Origin of the sequence: Rhodococcus sp. Leaf225, from assembly GCF_001426145.1 — a bacterium.
Taxonomy (GTDB): Bacteria; Actinomycetota; Actinomycetes; order Mycobacteriales; family Mycobacteriaceae; genus Rhodococcoides.
Genome location: NZ_LMRN01000022.1, coordinates 57672 through 72205, shown reverse-complemented (window position 1 = coordinate 72205; position 14534 = coordinate 57672). Strand labels below are relative to the sequence as shown.

14 protein-coding genes are annotated in these 14534 nt (G+C 65.4%); 8 read left to right on the top strand and 6 right to left on the bottom strand.

The annotated features are described in order from the left end of the window. Positions 1–7 precede the first annotated feature (7 nt). Positions 8–985, bottom strand: a complete 978-nt coding sequence (locus ASG69_RS17795; protein ID WP_056448833.1) for an ornithine cyclodeaminase family protein — start codon at positions 983–985, stop codon at positions 8–10. Between the two features lie 395 nt (positions 986–1380). Between ASG69_RS17795 and ASG69_RS17790 the strand changes: the two genes are divergently transcribed. The 7 genes from ASG69_RS17790 (at position 1381) to ASG69_RS17760 (ending at position 8007) form a co-directional block, all read left to right on the top strand. Next, positions 1381–2757: an aromatic ring-hydroxylating oxygenase subunit alpha gene (locus tag ASG69_RS17790; RefSeq protein ID WP_056448835.1), complete on the top strand. Its 1377-nt coding sequence runs from the start codon at positions 1381–1383 to the stop codon at positions 2755–2757. Then, positions 2757–3311 (top strand): aromatic-ring-hydroxylating dioxygenase subunit beta, encoded by a 555-nt coding sequence (locus ASG69_RS17785; RefSeq protein ID WP_082544692.1) that lies wholly within the window; start codon positions 2757–2759, stop codon positions 3309–3311. Before ASG69_RS17790 ends, ASG69_RS17785 begins: the two co-directional genes overlap by 1 nt. Before the next feature lie 16 nt (positions 3312–3327). Further along, positions 3328–3543 carry a ferredoxin gene (locus ASG69_RS22260; RefSeq protein WP_082544693.1) on the top strand — a complete coding sequence of 72 codons (216 nt, stop codon included), beginning with the start codon at positions 3328–3330 and terminating at the stop codon, positions 3541–3543. Continuing rightward, entirely contained in the window at positions 3543–4784 is a 1242-nt protein-coding gene (locus ASG69_RS22255; RefSeq protein WP_056448838.1) for an NAD(P)/FAD-dependent oxidoreductase, read from the top strand. The genes ASG69_RS22260 and ASG69_RS22255 overlap by 1 nt, the downstream gene beginning before the upstream one ends. Positions 4785–4851: 67 nt before the next feature. After that, positions 4852–5685, top strand: coding sequence for an SDR family oxidoreductase (locus ASG69_RS17770; RefSeq protein ID WP_056448841.1), 834 nt, complete (start codon positions 4852–4854; stop codon positions 5683–5685). 45 nt (positions 5686–5730) lie between these two features. Further along, entirely contained in the window at positions 5731–6903 is a 1173-nt protein-coding gene (locus ASG69_RS17765; RefSeq protein ID WP_056448844.1) for an alpha/beta hydrolase family protein, read from the top strand. 135 nt (positions 6904–7038) lie between these two features. Continuing rightward, a complete protein-coding gene (locus ASG69_RS17760; RefSeq protein ID WP_056448847.1) occupies positions 7039–8007 on the top strand; it encodes a fumarylacetoacetate hydrolase family protein in 969 nt (322 codons plus the stop codon). A 556-nt stretch (positions 8008–8563) separates the two neighbouring features. Here ASG69_RS17760 and ASG69_RS17750 read toward each other — a convergent pair. Genes ASG69_RS17750 through ASG69_RS17735 form a run of 4 tightly spaced genes read right to left on the bottom strand, consistent with a single transcriptional unit; the run spans position 8564 to position 12322 of the window. Further along, entirely contained in the window at positions 8564–9430 is an 867-nt protein-coding gene (locus ASG69_RS17750) for an alpha/beta fold hydrolase (protein WP_056448853.1), read from the bottom strand. 48 nt (positions 9431–9478) lie between these two features. After that, positions 9479–10525: a 4-hydroxy-2-oxovalerate aldolase gene (gene dmpG, locus ASG69_RS17745; protein WP_056448855.1), complete on the bottom strand. Its 1047-nt coding sequence runs from the start codon at positions 10523–10525 to the stop codon at positions 9479–9481. Beyond that, on the bottom strand, positions 10522–11469 hold the full coding sequence (locus tag ASG69_RS17740) for an acetaldehyde dehydrogenase (acetylating) (protein WP_056448858.1): 948 nt from the start codon (positions 11467–11469) through the stop codon (positions 10522–10524). The genes dmpG and ASG69_RS17740 overlap by 4 nt, the downstream gene beginning before the upstream one ends. 46 nt (positions 11470–11515) lie before the next feature. Next, positions 11516–12322, bottom strand: a complete 807-nt coding sequence (locus tag ASG69_RS17735; RefSeq protein WP_056448861.1) for a 2-keto-4-pentenoate hydratase — start codon at positions 12320–12322, stop codon at positions 11516–11518. A gap of 47 nt (positions 12323–12369) precedes the next feature. Between ASG69_RS17735 and ASG69_RS17730 the strand changes: the two genes are divergently transcribed. Further along, on the top strand, positions 12370–13128 hold the full coding sequence (locus ASG69_RS17730) for an IclR family transcriptional regulator (protein WP_200933853.1): 759 nt from the start codon (positions 12370–12372) through the stop codon (positions 13126–13128). A 32-nt stretch (positions 13129–13160) separates the two neighbouring features. Here ASG69_RS17730 and ASG69_RS17725 read toward each other — a convergent pair whose 3' ends face one another. Then, positions 13161–14474: an MFS transporter gene (locus ASG69_RS17725; protein WP_056695861.1), complete on the bottom strand. Its 1314-nt coding sequence runs from the start codon at positions 14472–14474 to the stop codon at positions 13161–13163. Positions 14475–14534 lie beyond the last annotated feature (60 nt).

Sequence of the window (14534 nt, the reverse complement as noted above, 5' to 3'; positions counted from 1 at the left end):
TGCACCTTCATTTCCGGACTGGCGGGATCGAGATGGGCAGTGGGACTCCGAGTCCCAGGCGGCGGGCCTCGGCCAGGCACATAGCCGCAACGGCGATGTCCTGCACCGCTGAGCCGACCGACTTGTACAACAGGATCTGGTCGTCGTCGGTTCGGCCCGGATGTCTGTTCGCCGCGAGGTCTGCCAGCGAGATGGTTTTCTTCCCGAGATCGATGCCTGCTGCCGTGGCAGCGAGAGCATCTCCGGTGTCGTGCAGGACCTCGTCCACCATGTCCGCGACGATGAGATCGGCGCGATCCATCAGTTCGACATCGACCTCGTGTTGTTCGGGGAGGGTCGATCCGACAGAGACAACCGTGGTTCCGGGGCGGAGCCAGGCACCGCGAACGGTGGGTGACTCATCGCGCGAACGTGCCGCGCAGATCACCAGGTTGGCTCCTGCAACCGCACTCTCGGCATCGTCGGCGGCGGTCACGCGTACACCCGTGTCCTGGAAATCTGCGACGAACCGAAGTCGACTCTCTTCCCGGGGGCTCCACACGCTGACCGAGGACGGGGTGCTTGCCGAGGCGAGAGCACTCAGGTGCTTACCCGCTTCGAAACCGGAGCCGATGACGGCGACGTCGAGATCGCCGGGGCTTGCCAGGAGCTGAGCGGCGAGCGCTGAGGTGGCAGCAGTCCGGAAACCCGTGATCGACTGGCCATCCATCAACGCCACGAGCTCGGCAGTGTGCTCGTCGAACAGGGGAATGAGGTAGGACACCTGACGGGCCGTCATGGATGCGGCAATATGTTTGGCGCCCATGACACCGCCGGCCGATACCCCGGTGAGGGTCCGGAGCCAGCTGGCGTCACCGCGAGCCATCGAGCGTTCCGGGTAACGGGAGTCTCCGACATCGCCGGCGTACGCGGCACGGAGTGCCTCGATTGCCTGCGCCCAGCCGAACGATTCACGGACGGTCCGGTCGTCGAGCAAGAGCGTCACGAGGCGGACACTCGGCGATCGCGAGCTTGCGCCGACACTGCACCGCGTCTGCCACCGCCGTGCTGACTGTGTTCGAGTCGAATCATTGAGGTCACCTAGTTCGGTCCGGGTAGTCCGCGAGCAACGGATGCGCGGCAAGGGCTGCGGCGCGAACATCAGGCTAAGCCGCGTCGATGAGCCGCAGAAACGATTCGTGTCGATGCGAGAGCATCAACCACATCGATAACAGGTGCACACCAGGGGGCTCTCCGCTCCCGTTTCGCCTGTCGAATCCATCGATCTCATCGATTTATCGGCATCGAATTTTTCACCTTCCGGCGTTGTGATGGCGGTCATACTATGACTTCACCATCAGAGCTTCACCCTGATCGACTCGGTGCTTGCAAGGGAGCTACATGACAGTCATCACGCCCACCATCGCTTCGGATGTCACGCCGATCCTCGACCGCGTCGAGACGGAACTCGAGAACAATCGAGTACCGGCGGAGATCTGGAACAACGACGCGGTCTTTCGCGCCGAAATGGACCAGGTGTTCGGTACGTGCTGGGTCTTCGTCGCGCACGAAAGCGAAATCCCCAACGCCGGCGACTTCGTGCAGCGCCGCATCGGCCTCGATCCCGTGATCGTCACGCGCGATGGTTCGGGCGGCATCAACGTCTTGTCCAATTACTGCCGCCACCGCGGCACCCAGGTCTGCCAGACGGACACCGGGAACTCTCGGTTCTTCAAATGCCCCTATCACGGCTGGACTTATTCCAACAACGGCGACCTGATCGGCACACCACACATGCGCGCGGCCTACGGCACGCGAATGGATCCGAAGGAGTGGGGTCTCAAGAGGGCACCACGGGTCGACGTCCGCTCGGGCTTCATCTTCGCGTCGCTGGCAGCGGAAGGTCCCTCGTTGGAGGAATACCTGGGCGGAGCCGGCTGGATGCTGGACGTCCTGGTGAAGCTGGCACCCGGCGGTATGAAGATCGCCGGCCCACCCGAGAGGTACCAGATCAACGCGGACTGGAAGGCCGGCGCCGAAAATTTTTCCGGTGACGCCTACCACGTCGACACCTTGCACTGGAGCAACGAAGAGGTGGGAATGGTCCAAGGCCTGGGTGCCAACGCCGAGATGATCAATTCGTACGTTTTCGATGGCGGCCACGGGACGCTCGGTCTGCCGTGGCCGCAACTCGGACTGCCCTTGTGGGGCTATTCACCGGAAACCGTTGCCAAATTCGACCTTTCGGTCTTCGACGACGCTCAGCGGTATGTCCTCGAGACCAACCCGCCGACGATCGGCAACATCTTCCCGAATTTCAGTTACCTGCGCGCCTTCGCCCCCACGGTTCCCGGTGGCCCTCCAGCGGTCGTCACGACCTTCCGGGTGTGGCAGCCCATCGCCCCGGGCAAGATGGAGCTGTGGAACTGGCAGTTCGTCTACGAGTGCCAGAGTGAGCAGGAGCAGCTCGATGCCTACGTGACGGGCCAGTTGCTCTTCGGATCCGCCGGAACCTTCGAAACGGACGACACCGTCGCCTGGGAGGGTTCAGCCCGCGCGGCGAAGAGCGCATGGATGCAACGCGAAGACTTGAGCTTCAACTTCGAGCAGGCCGGTAGAACCACGGTCGACACCGCACCCGACCCCGACTATCACGGCCCGGGGATCAAGCGGCGCACCGGTTTCGGCGAATTCGCTCAGCTGGCGTTCTACAAGCACTGGCTCGCCACCATGCGTGGCAACCTGTCTTCCGAGACGATCGACGGGCGGTCCGCGTGATGACCACCGTCGACATCTCCGACCTCGCACCCACTGCTGTTCACCCGAGCCCCCTGACAGACCTCGATCTGCAGAACACTGCGACTCGGTTCCTGGCCCTCGAAGCAAAGTTGTTGGACGAGGCCGACGAGGAAGAATGGTTCCTGCTCCTCGATCCCGAACTGCTGTACACGATCCCGATCAGACAGGCGACCGAGAGGCGGTCGGACGAAGTCGATCGCTCCGCGTATCGGGTCCGCGACACCTTGGCGCACGTACGTCTGCGCATCGATCGACTGGCTACTTCTCAGGCGTACTCGGAGATCCCGCCCTCGCGCACCATGCGTCTCGTCGGGTCGGTCCTGGCTCGACCGACCGACCGTGACGGCGTCATCTCGGTCTCGAGCGCCGTGCTGCTGTACCGCCAGAGAGGAATCGATCCGCACTTCGATCTCCTCCCCTACCGGCGCAACGACGAGCTTCGACTCACCGCGGACGGGCCGCGACTCCTGCGCAGGGAGATTCTCCTGACCGAAGTCGCGATCGCCACTCCCAACCTCGGACTGTTTCTGTGAGCAAAGGATCTTCTCGATGAGTGACCAGACCGTCGTCCGTCTGGACGCCGCCCGGTGTCGTTCCTACGGCATCTGCACGAGCATTCTGCCCGATGTCTTCGATCTTCCGGCAGACGCCCCGGCTGCGGTCCTGCTACGTCAAGAGGTCGATCCTGACGATGTCGACGACCTCGCAGAGGCAGTAAGGGCGTGCCCTGCACAGGCCATTCTTCAAGGTCCCGGGCCGTCGTGATGGGCGCCTTGTCGGGCACGGACAACGTCGTCGTGGTCGGGGCGTCCGCGGCGGGCCTTGCCGCAGCAGATGGGCTCCGTGAGGGCGGGTTCGAAGGTCGGATCACCGTCCTGGGTTCCGAATTGCACCATCCCTACGACCGTCCGACGCTGTCGAAAGGGTTGCTTCTCGGCCGTGGCGAACCGGAGCTTCTCGAAATCCGCTCCACAGAGAGACTCAGCGAGAACCGTATTTCGCTCATGCTCGGTCACCGAGCAGTGGGACTCGACGTGGATCGCGGGTACGTGATCACCGATCACGGTGAAACGCTGCCGTGGGACGCCGTTGTCCTGGCGTGCGGTGGTCGCCCACGGGTACTCACCACGGTCGAGGGCGAACCGCTTCCGGTCCTCCGGACCCCGGAGGATCTCGGTGCCCTCCGGCGGGCAGCCGCCCGCCACGGGGACGTGACCGTCGTCGGCGCCGGTCTGATCGGGCTCGAGATCGCTGCCGGACTCACGGCCCATGGTGTGTCGATCACAGTTCTGCACGACACAGAGCGACCTCTGGAGGCCATCGTCGGCCCCGAACTCGGCCAGGTCCTCGCCGACCTGCACACCAAGCACGGTGTGCGACTGAAGATGTCGAGCGCAGTCACGTCCGTGACGGGTGGACTGGGCGCATACACGCTGCACCTGGCGGACGGCTCGACGCATCGGACCTCCTACGTGATCGCCGGCATCGGAGTCGACCCCGACGTGGAGTGGCTTCTGGGCTCGGGTGTCGCCCTCGACAGAGGCGTACTCACCGACACAGCCGGTCGAACCAACATCCGCGGCGTGTGGGCGGCCGGCGACGTGGCCCGATCCGCTCACCCGATGTTCCGCGAGCCGATGCGCATCGAGCACTGGACACACGCCGTCGAGAAGGGCAGGCACGTCGGGCTCAACATCGCCCGCGGCTCCGGCGAGCCCTTCGGCGGCGTGCCCTACTTCTGGAGTGATCAGTTCGGGCATCGGTTCCACAGCTACGGTCGACGGGCCCCCGGTGACGAGATCTTCGTTGCAGAGGGGTCGTTGTTCACCGACGAATTCCTGGTCCTGTTCGGCCAGGGCGGTGAGTTCCACTCCGTGTTCGCCAGTGGGCTTTCTCGGTCACTGCGCGGGTACAAGAAGCTACTCGCTCGTGGCGGCACCTGGGACGAGGCCCTCGCTCTCGCACACGCGGTGAACTCCGATCAGGCACGGTCAGTTGCCCGTTGATCGGTGTCGCCACAGTCGATCCACTCCCCCATTTCACGCCAGTCACCTCTCTCGAAGGACTACAGCCATGCAACTTCTCGATGACCACGTCGTCCTCATCACCGGTTCGGGGTCCGGTCTCGGACTCGGCATCGCCCGACACTTCCGTGACGAGGGCGCGACGCTGGCATTGTTCGAATACGACGACAAGAAGGTCGCGACGCTTCGGGAAGAGTTCGGCAGCGACGCACTGGTGGTACAGGGCGACGTCCGCAGCATCGCCGACCTGACCCGTTGCCGCGACGAGATCGTTGCTCGATTCGGACGGTTGACGAGCATAGTTGGCGCGCAGGGAATTTGGGACGGCAACGTTCGGCTGGCCGACACACCGGTGGAGCGTGTCGACACTCTCCTCGACGAAGTCTTCAGCATCAACGTCAAGGGCTACGTCCTGACCGCGCGGATCTTCCTCGACCTGCTCGAGGCCGAAAGGGGTGCCGTCGTATGGACCTGTTCGCAGGCGGCGTTCGCCGCGGATGGCGGCGGAGTGGCCTACACCGCAAGCAAGGGCGCCATTCGCGCTCTGGTCAATCAGATGTCATTCGAGTTCGCGCCGCGGATCCGTGTCAACGCCGTGGCACCGACCGGAATCGCCAACAGTCAGCTGCGCGGGCCGGCTGCACTCGATCTCGAGAACTCTCTGCAGTCCGACATTCCGGCCGACGTGTATCGACAGCAGTTCGAATGGCTGGCTCCGCTTCAGCACATGCCGACGCCCGAGGAGTACGGCCCGCTCTACGCATTCCTGGCGTCTCGACACAACACGGTCATGACCGGGCAGACCGTGCTGGCGGATTCGGGATCCCTGAATCGGGCATTGATCAGCATCCCCGAACTTCTCGCCACGATGCCGGGTGCCTGAGCACCCTCGTTCCACACCTTCATTTCACGCAACAGAGAGAGCCTGATGTTCGAATACTTTCCGGGCAACTACGTCTGGAACATGTCCGTGGTAGGTGCCATGAACTCCGGCGGACGCATCGACGAGGTCGATCGTGCGTGCCGCCCGCTGCTCGAGGCCGCGAAAGGCGGTAGCGATGCCGGCACGGGCGAGTTCTTGAAGGTCTGGACCGGCCTCACGGATTCGCTGGTGGAGTCGGCTCGGACCGCGGAGAAGGCGGGCCACGATCTGACCGCCGGCGGGATCTATGCCCGTGCCACGAACTATCTGTGCACCGCTGAGCGGATGCTCTCCGCGAGCCACCCCGACCGCGCGTCCATCTACCGCCGGGTGATGGAGCTGGCCCAGAAGGGTTTCGACCTTCGCGACCACCGCATCACTCGGGTTGCCATCCCCTTCGAGGACACGACTCTGCCCGGCTATTTCTCGGCGGCTCCGGCGACGGCGGACGGGCCGGCTCCGGTCATCATGCTCATCAACGGCCTGGACTCGACCAAAGAGCACATGTACATCTCGGGATTCTGGGCCGAGTTGGCAGATCGGGGCATCTCGTGTCTGATGCTCGACCAACCCGGCTCAGGGGAGGCACTTCGTCTGCAAGGTCTGACGGCACGTCGCGAATCCGAAACCTGGGCCGGCTGGGTCGTCGACTGGCTGACTGCACGAGAGGACGTCGACACCGCCCGAATGGGAGTCGTGGGCTGGTCGCTGGGTGGCTACTACTCGCCTCGGGTCGCGGCTTTCGAGAAGCGCTTCGCCCTGTGCGTCGCCTGGGGAGCGAACCACAACTGGGGTGCGGTGCAGCGTCGGCGGCTCGACCGCGAGGGCGAGCACCCGGTTCCGCACTACTGGGACCACGTCTTGTGGGTCTGGGGCCACGACGATCTCGACGAGTTCATCGACTTCGCCGACTCGATCCACCTCGATGGAGTCGTGGAGAAGATCACGGTGCCGTTCCTCATCGTGCACGGAGAGAACGATCGACAGATTCCCTTGCAGTATGCGCACCGGTCCTACGACCAAGCGGTGAACGCGCCTTCTCGCGAGCTTCGTATCTTCACCGCTGAGCAGGGCGGTGCGGAGCACATCGGGATCGATGACCTGCCCCGAGTCGGCACCGACATCGCTGATTGGGTCTCCGACACCTTCGCGGCGGTGGTCTCGCAACCGACCGGCTAGCACCCCGACCGAGCACAACGTCCACCGATCACTCTGCTGAGGCTCCGGACCGGCGCCGCCCGTGCATCGGTCGCCCTCATCGCAACCACCTCATGGGGGCGGCTGAGCCCCCACCACAACGACAGGAGCTTCGCCATGCGTTTCGCCACGTGGGTTCACGATGGTCGAACCACCTCCGGCGTCGTCAGCGACGACGGACTGCACGCGTTCGAACGGCAGGGATCCATCCTCGAACTCGTTCGCGCCGGACTCCCCGCCGCCCTCGAGGCCGGTTCCGAGGCATTGGGTCATCGTCCCGTCCAACTTGCCGACGTACGCCTGCTGCCACCGTTGGACCCCCCCACGGTGCGCGACTTCGCAGCATTCGAGGAACACATGGACGGGGCCGGCCGATCGATGGCAGCAGCCCACGAAGTCGAGCCCGAGTGGTACAAGAGACCGGTCTTCTACTTCAGTAATCCCTACGCGATGATCGGTGCCCACGACGACGTGGCCGTGCCACCGGCATGCCAGGTCCTGGACTACGAACTCGAGATCGCAGCCGTCGTATCCCGGGATGGAATGTCCATCGCCCCGGACAAAGCTCGCGACCACATCTTCGGATACACGATCTTCAACGACTGGTCGGCTCGTGACACCCAGCTCGCAGAGATGAAAGTCGGCCTCGGGCCGACCAAGGGCAAGGATTTCGCCACCACACTCGGGCCCTTCCTCGTGACGGCCGACGAACTCGATCCTCACCTGACCGCCGACGGCCTCCTGGATGTCGACGGCACGGTCTCGGTGAACGGCACAGTCACCGGCCGGGACAACCTGCGCAACATGAGCTGGTCGTTCGACGAACTCGTGGCCCAAGCGTCACGCGGGACATGGGTCAAGGCCGGGGACGTCCTGGGATCCGGAACTTTCGGTAACGGCGGATGTCTCGGTGAACTGTGGGGTCGCTCCGGTACTCGCACCCCTGCGCCACTCCAGCCCGGCGACGTGGTCGAGATGACGGTGGCGACCCTCGGGACGATTCGCAACACCGTCGTTCGAGGCCCGGATGTGCCGGCTGTCCGCGAGGCACGTCGGCACGATTGGAACACGCAGCGCAGCAACTGAACTCGAGTCGAGTGGACCGGTAGATCATTCGCGTCGACGACACCGCCGACATGGCGGTGTCGTCGATACGTGCATTCACGCGTCGTGGTCGCGCCGGCTCACCATCGATTCACCGAACCACTGCATCGAACGCTTCGGGGGTAATTACGTGATATCTAAATCCAACACCAGACGGCTGATCACGGAGATCGGTTGGTATCTCGCGGAAGGCGGTGCAGGTATCGCATCGACCCATGTCCCTTTCGACGGTGACTTCTGGGCGGAGAAGAGGTTGCAGCGCCAGACCGACCATGAATTCTCAGAGCTCGTGGAGGCGGCGAACATCGACCTCGCGAACGACAGAGTGTGAGTTGCACTCGCCCAGTCATTCCTCGGCGGCGTGCAGCCAGCGCTGGTCGGCGCGAGCCGCACCATAGAGTTGGGCGTCGTGTCGGCGAGCCTACGGTTCTCGTTACACGTCGAAGACACCGGGGAGGGCAGGTCCTGACTGCTCGGCGAACGTCACGACGAGTGGTCACGCCGTGCTGTCAAGCCACCTCCCCGCGACGACCGACAATCAGCCTCGCACGAGGCGACGCGTGAGATAGGCGCTGACGATCTGGTTGAACTCGTCGGCGCGCTCGACCTGCGACCAGTGTCCGCACTGGCTGAAGACGTGGGCGTCCGCGTGCGGAATCACGTTGAGCAGCTCCCACGTTCGCGACACCGGAATGACCACGTCCTGCACCCCGTGAATCAGGAGTACCGGGATCTCGAGCTTGCCGAGAACGTCGAAGTCGAGGGGCAGTTCGGTGCGGTCCCGGTCGCGGGCGGCGACGACGTCCGCGAGTCTGTCGGACGCGGTGTCGTTCAGGGCGGACTGGTAGCGCAGTGTCACGAGCTCGTCGGTGACCAGTGAGGTGTCGACGACGAACTGCTCGAGGGTGTGGCGGATGCCCTCCTCGCTGAGTTGAGGGTTCGAGTGCCCTTTGAGTGCTCCGGTCAGCTTCGCGCCGCCCGTGCCCATGGAGACGATTCCGAGGAGACGCTCGGGGAAGTCGATGGCGAATTGGAACGCCAACCATCCGCCGAGTGAGTTCCCGACGATCCAGGTCTTCTCGATGCCCAGTGCGTCGAGGACACGTACTGCGTGGCGCACCCACTCGCGGATTCCGTACTCGGTGCCCTCGGCAACGACGCTCTGGCCGTAGCCGATGGAGTCGATGGCGATGCAGCGACCGTGTTCGGCGAGTTGAGGGAGATTGAGCCACCAGTTCGCGGCGGCAGTGACGCCGGTGCCCGACCCGTGCAGGAACAGGATCGGTGTGCCTTCTCCGAGTTCGTGGTAGTGGGTGAGTTCGCCTGGGGCAGTGGGCAACCACTTGTCCTCGAGGCCGAAGAAGGCGTCGGTGGTGTACGAGGGAACGTCGACGGGGGCACTCATGGGATCTCCTGTGTCGGTCGAAAAGGTTCGGTTCGGTGCGTGCGCGAGTCAGGCCCGCTCGGCGACGAGGTCGAGGGCGATGTCGGTGATCAGGTCTTCCTGGCCGCCGACGAGGCCGCGCTCACCCACGGCGAGCAGGATGGCGCGGGTGTCGAGTCCGTACTGCCGCGCAGCAGTCTCGGCGTGCCGGAGGAAGCTCGAGTAGACCCCCGCGTAACCGAGGGTCAGGGTCTCGCGGTCGACCTGGACGGGGCGATCCTGCAGCGGGCGCACGATGTCATCCGCGGCGTCCTGGAGGCCGAAGAGATCGCATCCATGCTTCCATCCGTGCAGGTCGGCCACGGCGACGAACGGCTCGATCGGGCAGTTGCCGGCGCCGGCGCCGTGACCTGCAAGTGAGGCGTCGACGCGAGTGACGCCTTCCTCGACGGCGACGACGGAGTTCGCGACGGACAGTGACAGGTTCTGGTGGGCGTGGATGCCGATCTGGGTGTTCGGGTCGAGGACGTCGCGGTAGGCCCGCACACGCTCTCGGACGCCGTTCATCGTCAGACGTCCACCGGAGTCGGTGACGTACACGCAGTGTGCACCATACGATTCCATGAGGCGCGCCTGCTCGGCGAGCTGTGCCGGTTCCGCCAGATGCGACATCATCAGGAACCCGGAGACGTCCATGCCGAGTTCGCGGGCTTTGTCGATGTGCTGGGCGGAGACGTCGGCTTCGGTGCAGTGTGTGGCCACGCGGACGGAGGTGACACCCAGGTCGTGGGCCTTGGTCAACTCGGCCACCGTGCCGACTCCGGGCAGGAGCAGGGTGGTGAGCTTCGCGCGGTGGACGGCCGACGCCGCGGCTTCGATCCATTCCCAGTCGGTGTTGCTTCCGGGCCCGTAGGTCAGACTGTGACCCGCCAGGCCGTCGCCGTGGGTGACTTCGATGGCGTCGACACCGGCGGCGTCGAGGGCGCCGGCGACGCGAGCGACGGTGGTCGGGTCGATCCGATGTCGCATGGCGTGCATGCCGTCTCGAAGGGTGACGTCCTGGATGTAGAGGGCGGCGCCGTCTGCGGCGAAGGCGCGCGTGGTGGTCTCGGTCATCGGGCTGTCTCCAGTGCTGCTTCGGTGGCCATCTTCTCCGCGACCTGCAGGGCGGCGGAGGTCATGATGTCAAGATTGCCGGCGTAGGCAGGCAGGTAGTGCGCGGCGCCCTCGACCTCGAGGAACACCGACACCTTCCACAGGCCCGGCCCCTTCTCGACACCGCCGGTGAGGGTGGCGACGGATTCGGCGTCGTCGAGGGCGGTGAACTGGACGTCCTGCTTGAGGCGGTAGCCGGGAACGTAGGCGGAGACGTCGGCGACCATGTCGTGAATCGATCGACGGACGGCGTCCTGGTCGGGGTCGGTGACGAGGGCGAGGACGGTGTCGCGCATGATGAGCGGCGGTTCGGCGGGGTTGAGAACGATGATGGCCTTGCCGTGGGCTGCTCCCCCGACCTTCTCGATCGCCTCTGCGGTCGTCTCGGTGAACTCGTCGATGTTCGCGCGGGTGCCGGGTCCGGCGGACTTCGAGGCGATCGAGGCGACGATCTCGGCGTAGTGCACCGCGGTGACGCGGGAGATCGCTGCCACGATGGGAATTGTGGCTTGTCCGCCGCAGGTCACCATGTTGACGTCGGGAGCGTCGAGGTGCTCGTCGAGGTTGACGGCCGGTACGACGTACGGGCCCAGCGCGGCCGGGGTCAGGTCTATCAACCGCTTACCGTGGGGTCGCAGTGCCTCTGCGTTCGCGACATGCGCCTTGGCCGAGGTGGAGTCGAAGATGATGTCTATGTCCGCGAAATCGGGGTGGTCGATCAGGCCCTGGACACCGGAATCGACTGTGCTGATGCCCATTCGGCGTGCGCGGGCCAGACCGTCGGAGTTCGGGTCGATGCCGACCAGCACGGCGATCTCGACGTTCTTCGCGACTCTCTTCAGTTTGATGACAAGGTCGGTTCCGATGTTGCCGGAACCGATGACAGCGGCTTTGGTGGGCGCCATGGTGTCTCGATTCGTCGTGGTTCTGGTGTCGGGTGGGATGTGCTGCTCAGGCCGTGAAGGTGGCGGTGACCGTGCCGATGCCGGGGATGGTTGCTTCGTAGGTCGATCCGGCGGTGACCGGAACCATGGGTCCGAGTGCGCCGGAGAGGATGACTTCGCCTGCCTGCAGGGGCGATCCGTAGGCCAGGCTGGTGTTGGCCAGCCACACCAGTGCGTTCCACGGGCTGCCCAGGCAGTCCGATCCCCGGCCGGTGGACACCTGGTCGCCGTCGGCGGTCATGGTCATGTCGACGTCGGCGAGTTCTGGTGCGGCGGTGCGGGTGACGGTGTCGCCGAGGACGTAGAGGCCGGAGGAGGCGTTGTCGGCGACGGTGTCGGCGAGGGTGATGTCCCAGCCGGCGATTCGGCTGTCGACGATCTCGAAGGCTGCGGCGATCGTGTCGACGTACCCGGGGGCGTCGTCGATGGTGATCTCTCGGTCGATGGTGTTCGAGAGGATGAAGGCGATCTCCGCTTCGATCCGTGGCTGCAGCAGCCGGGCGGAATCGATCTGATCGTCGGCGGAGACGTCGAAGTCGTCGAACAGGACTCCGAAGTCGGGGCGATCGACGCCTAGTTGCTTCTGCACCGCCGGAGATGTCAGGCCGATCTTGCGGCCGACGATGCGGCGACCCGTGGCGATGCGCGCCTGCACGTTTCGCGACGCGATGAGGTACGCGGTGTCGACGTCGTCGCTGGCGACGAGGTCGCGGACGGGGGCGCACGGCGTCTTCGACGTCGACGCCTCGGCGAGACGGTCGGCGGCGACGGCGACGGGGTTCGGCACCGAGGTCACGGGGGGAACGGAGCTCATGAGAGGAACGCTATCGACGCTCCGGGCACTGCACTAGGATCTGTCCCATGTCGCGGGATGTGGTGTCGGTGTTGCAGCGAGCGGCGTGGGTGCTCGACTCGTTTCCGGGGGGTACGGCACTGACGCTGGCGGAGGTCGCCACCCGCACCGGACTGCCTCGGTCCACCGCTCACCGGCTGCTGGTCGATCTGACGAACCTGGGCTGGTTGACACGCCGCGACAACACCTTCGAGCTCGGATTGACCTTGTTCGAGTTGGGCGAGCGGGTGGGCCTCAAGCACCGCCTGCGCAGTGCCGCGTTGCCGTTCATGCAAGATCTCTTCGCGGTGACCGGGCAGACCGTGCATCTCGCGGTCAGAGACGGCGCCGACGCGGTGTACGCGGAGAAGATTCACGGGCATGCCGCGTTGCCGTTCCCTTCCCAGATCGGGGGCCGGATGCCGCTCACGTGCACCGCCGTGGGGAAGGCGCTCCTGGCCCCCGAGGATCCGGACGTTCGCGCCCGCATCCTGGCTGGTCCCCTGCGCCGATACACCACGCACTCGATCACTGACCCCGACGTGCTCGCCCGCGAACTCGACGGGGTCCGGCGCACCGGGGTGGCCACCGAGCGCGAGGAGGCCGCTCTCGGGGGGTGCTGCCTCGCGTCGCCGGTGATCTCTCTCGGCAAACCCGTTGCTGCGCTGTCGGTGTCGGTGCCCGCCGAGCTGTTCGAGCCGCAGCTGCTCGCGCCCGCCGTGCGGACGGCGGCGTTGGCGCTGGGCCGTGTGCTCAACCGTGCGGACCCCCACGGGCGCGACGAGTGACCTCGCCGCGCACGTGAGGGCCGCAGATCGGGTCACTTGCTGACCAGTCCCGTCCGCTCGGCCGGCACGGTGGCCGAGCGTCCGCTGTCTGCCGCGAGCTGCAGCGAGGCGCCCTTGCGGCCCCAGCCGCCGGGCAGCAGGATCACCGACACCACGGAGATTATCGAGACCACGATCAGGTAGATCACGATCGACACGCTCGAGTCGGTGGCTGCGTAGAGGGCGGTGGCGATGGTCGGCGCGAAGGCGGAGCCGACGACCTGGGAGAGGGTGTAGCCGACGGAAACCCCCGAGTAGCGGACGTCGGCATCGAAGACCATCGAGAACAGTGAGCCCGTCACGCCGGCCGCCGGTGCCATCGCGATACCGAACACCAGCACCAGCGCCACCATGAACAGCCAGGGGTTGCCGGTGTTGATGAGAGCGAAGGCGGGTCCGATGACGATGCCCATCGCCGCGGCGCCGACCAGGTAGAGCGTCTTTCGGCCAAAGGTGTCGGACATGGACCCGAACACCGGGTACAGGACGACGGCGACCAGTCCGGCGACGAACACTCCGGCCAGCGCCTGGGTGCGGCTGATCTCCGCCACCGACGTCGCGTAGGACACCAGGTAGGCCATGCAGATGTAGGCGAAGACGCCCTGGCTGAGATAGGTACCGGCGATGAGGAGGATCTCGCGGCGGTGCTTGCGGAAGGCCTCGACGATCGGCATCTTCGTCACCGCCTTCTCGTCGACGACCTTGGCGAAGTCGGGGCTTTCCTCGAGGGTGAGCCGGATGACGAGTCCGACGACGATGAGCACGGAGCTGACGAGGAACGGGATGCGCCAGCCCCAGGAGAGAAATTGCTCGTCGGGCAGTTGAGAGACCGCGAAGAAGGCGAGGGTGGCGAGGCTGACGCCGGCGGGGGCGCCCATCTGGGAGAAGGACCCGTAGAAGCCCTTGCGGTTCTTCGGTGCGTGTTCGACGGCCATGAGGGTGGCGCCGCCCCATTCGCCGCCGACGGCGAAGCCCTGCAGCAGCCGCAGCAGGGTCAGCAGGATCGGTGCGGCGATGCCGATGCTGGCGTAGCTGGGGAGCAGGCCCATCAGGAAGGTGGCCACTCCCATGCCGACGAGGGAGAGCACGAGCATCTTCTTGCGGCCCAGTCGATCACCGTAGTGGCCGAAAACCACCCCGCCGAGTGGGCGGGCGAGGAAGCCGACCCCGAAGGTGGCGAAGGACAGCAGCACCCCCATCAGGGGCGAGGCGTCGGGGAAGAAGAGTCTGGGGAACACCAGGGCGGCGGCGGTGCCGTAGATGAAGAAGTCGTAGTACTCGACGGTGGTCCCGATGAAACTGGCCATCGCCACCCGCAACGGGGAGCTCTTCGGCCGCGCCTCGGGGGACGCCGCAGGGTCGGCGAT

Coding starts and splice junctions, on each gene's coding strand:
- ASG69_RS17760 (WP_056448847.1), top strand. CDS start 7,039: ATGCGTTTCGCCACGTGGGTTCACGATGGTCGAACCACCTCCGGCGTC.
- ASG69_RS17790 (WP_056448835.1), top strand. CDS start 1,381: ATGACAGTCATCACGCCCACCATCGCTTCGGATGTCACGCCGATCCTC.
- ASG69_RS17765 (WP_056448844.1), top strand. CDS start 5,731: ATGTTCGAATACTTTCCGGGCAACTACGTCTGGAACATGTCCGTGGTA.
- ASG69_RS17740 (WP_056448858.1), bottom strand. CDS start 11,469: ATGGCGCCCACCAAAGCCGCTGTCATCGGTTCCGGCAACATCGGAACC.
- ASG69_RS17730 (WP_200933853.1), top strand. CDS start 12,370: ATGTCGCGGGATGTGGTGTCGGTGTTGCAGCGAGCGGCGTGGGTGCTC.
- ASG69_RS22255 (WP_056448838.1), top strand. CDS start 3,543: ATGGGCGCCTTGTCGGGCACGGACAACGTCGTCGTGGTCGGGGCGTCC.
- ASG69_RS17735 (WP_056448861.1), bottom strand. CDS start 12,322: ATGAGCTCCGTTCCCCCCGTGACCTCGGTGCCGAACCCCGTCGCCGTC.
- ASG69_RS17725 (WP_056695861.1), bottom strand. CDS start 14,474: ATGGCCAGTTTCATCGGGACCACCGTCGAGTACTACGACTTCTTCATC.
- ASG69_RS17785 (WP_082544692.1), top strand. CDS start 2,757: ATGACCACCGTCGACATCTCCGACCTCGCACCCACTGCTGTTCACCCG.
- ASG69_RS22260 (WP_082544693.1), top strand. CDS start 3,328: ATGAGTGACCAGACCGTCGTCCGTCTGGACGCCGCCCGGTGTCGTTCC.
- dmpG (WP_056448855.1), bottom strand. CDS start 10,525: ATGACCGAGACCACCACGCGCGCCTTCGCCGCAGACGGCGCCGCCCTC.
- ASG69_RS17770 (WP_056448841.1), top strand. CDS start 4,852: ATGCAACTTCTCGATGACCACGTCGTCCTCATCACCGGTTCGGGGTCC.
- ASG69_RS17750 (WP_056448853.1), bottom strand. CDS start 9,430: ATGAGTGCCCCCGTCGACGTTCCCTCGTACACCACCGACGCCTTCTTC.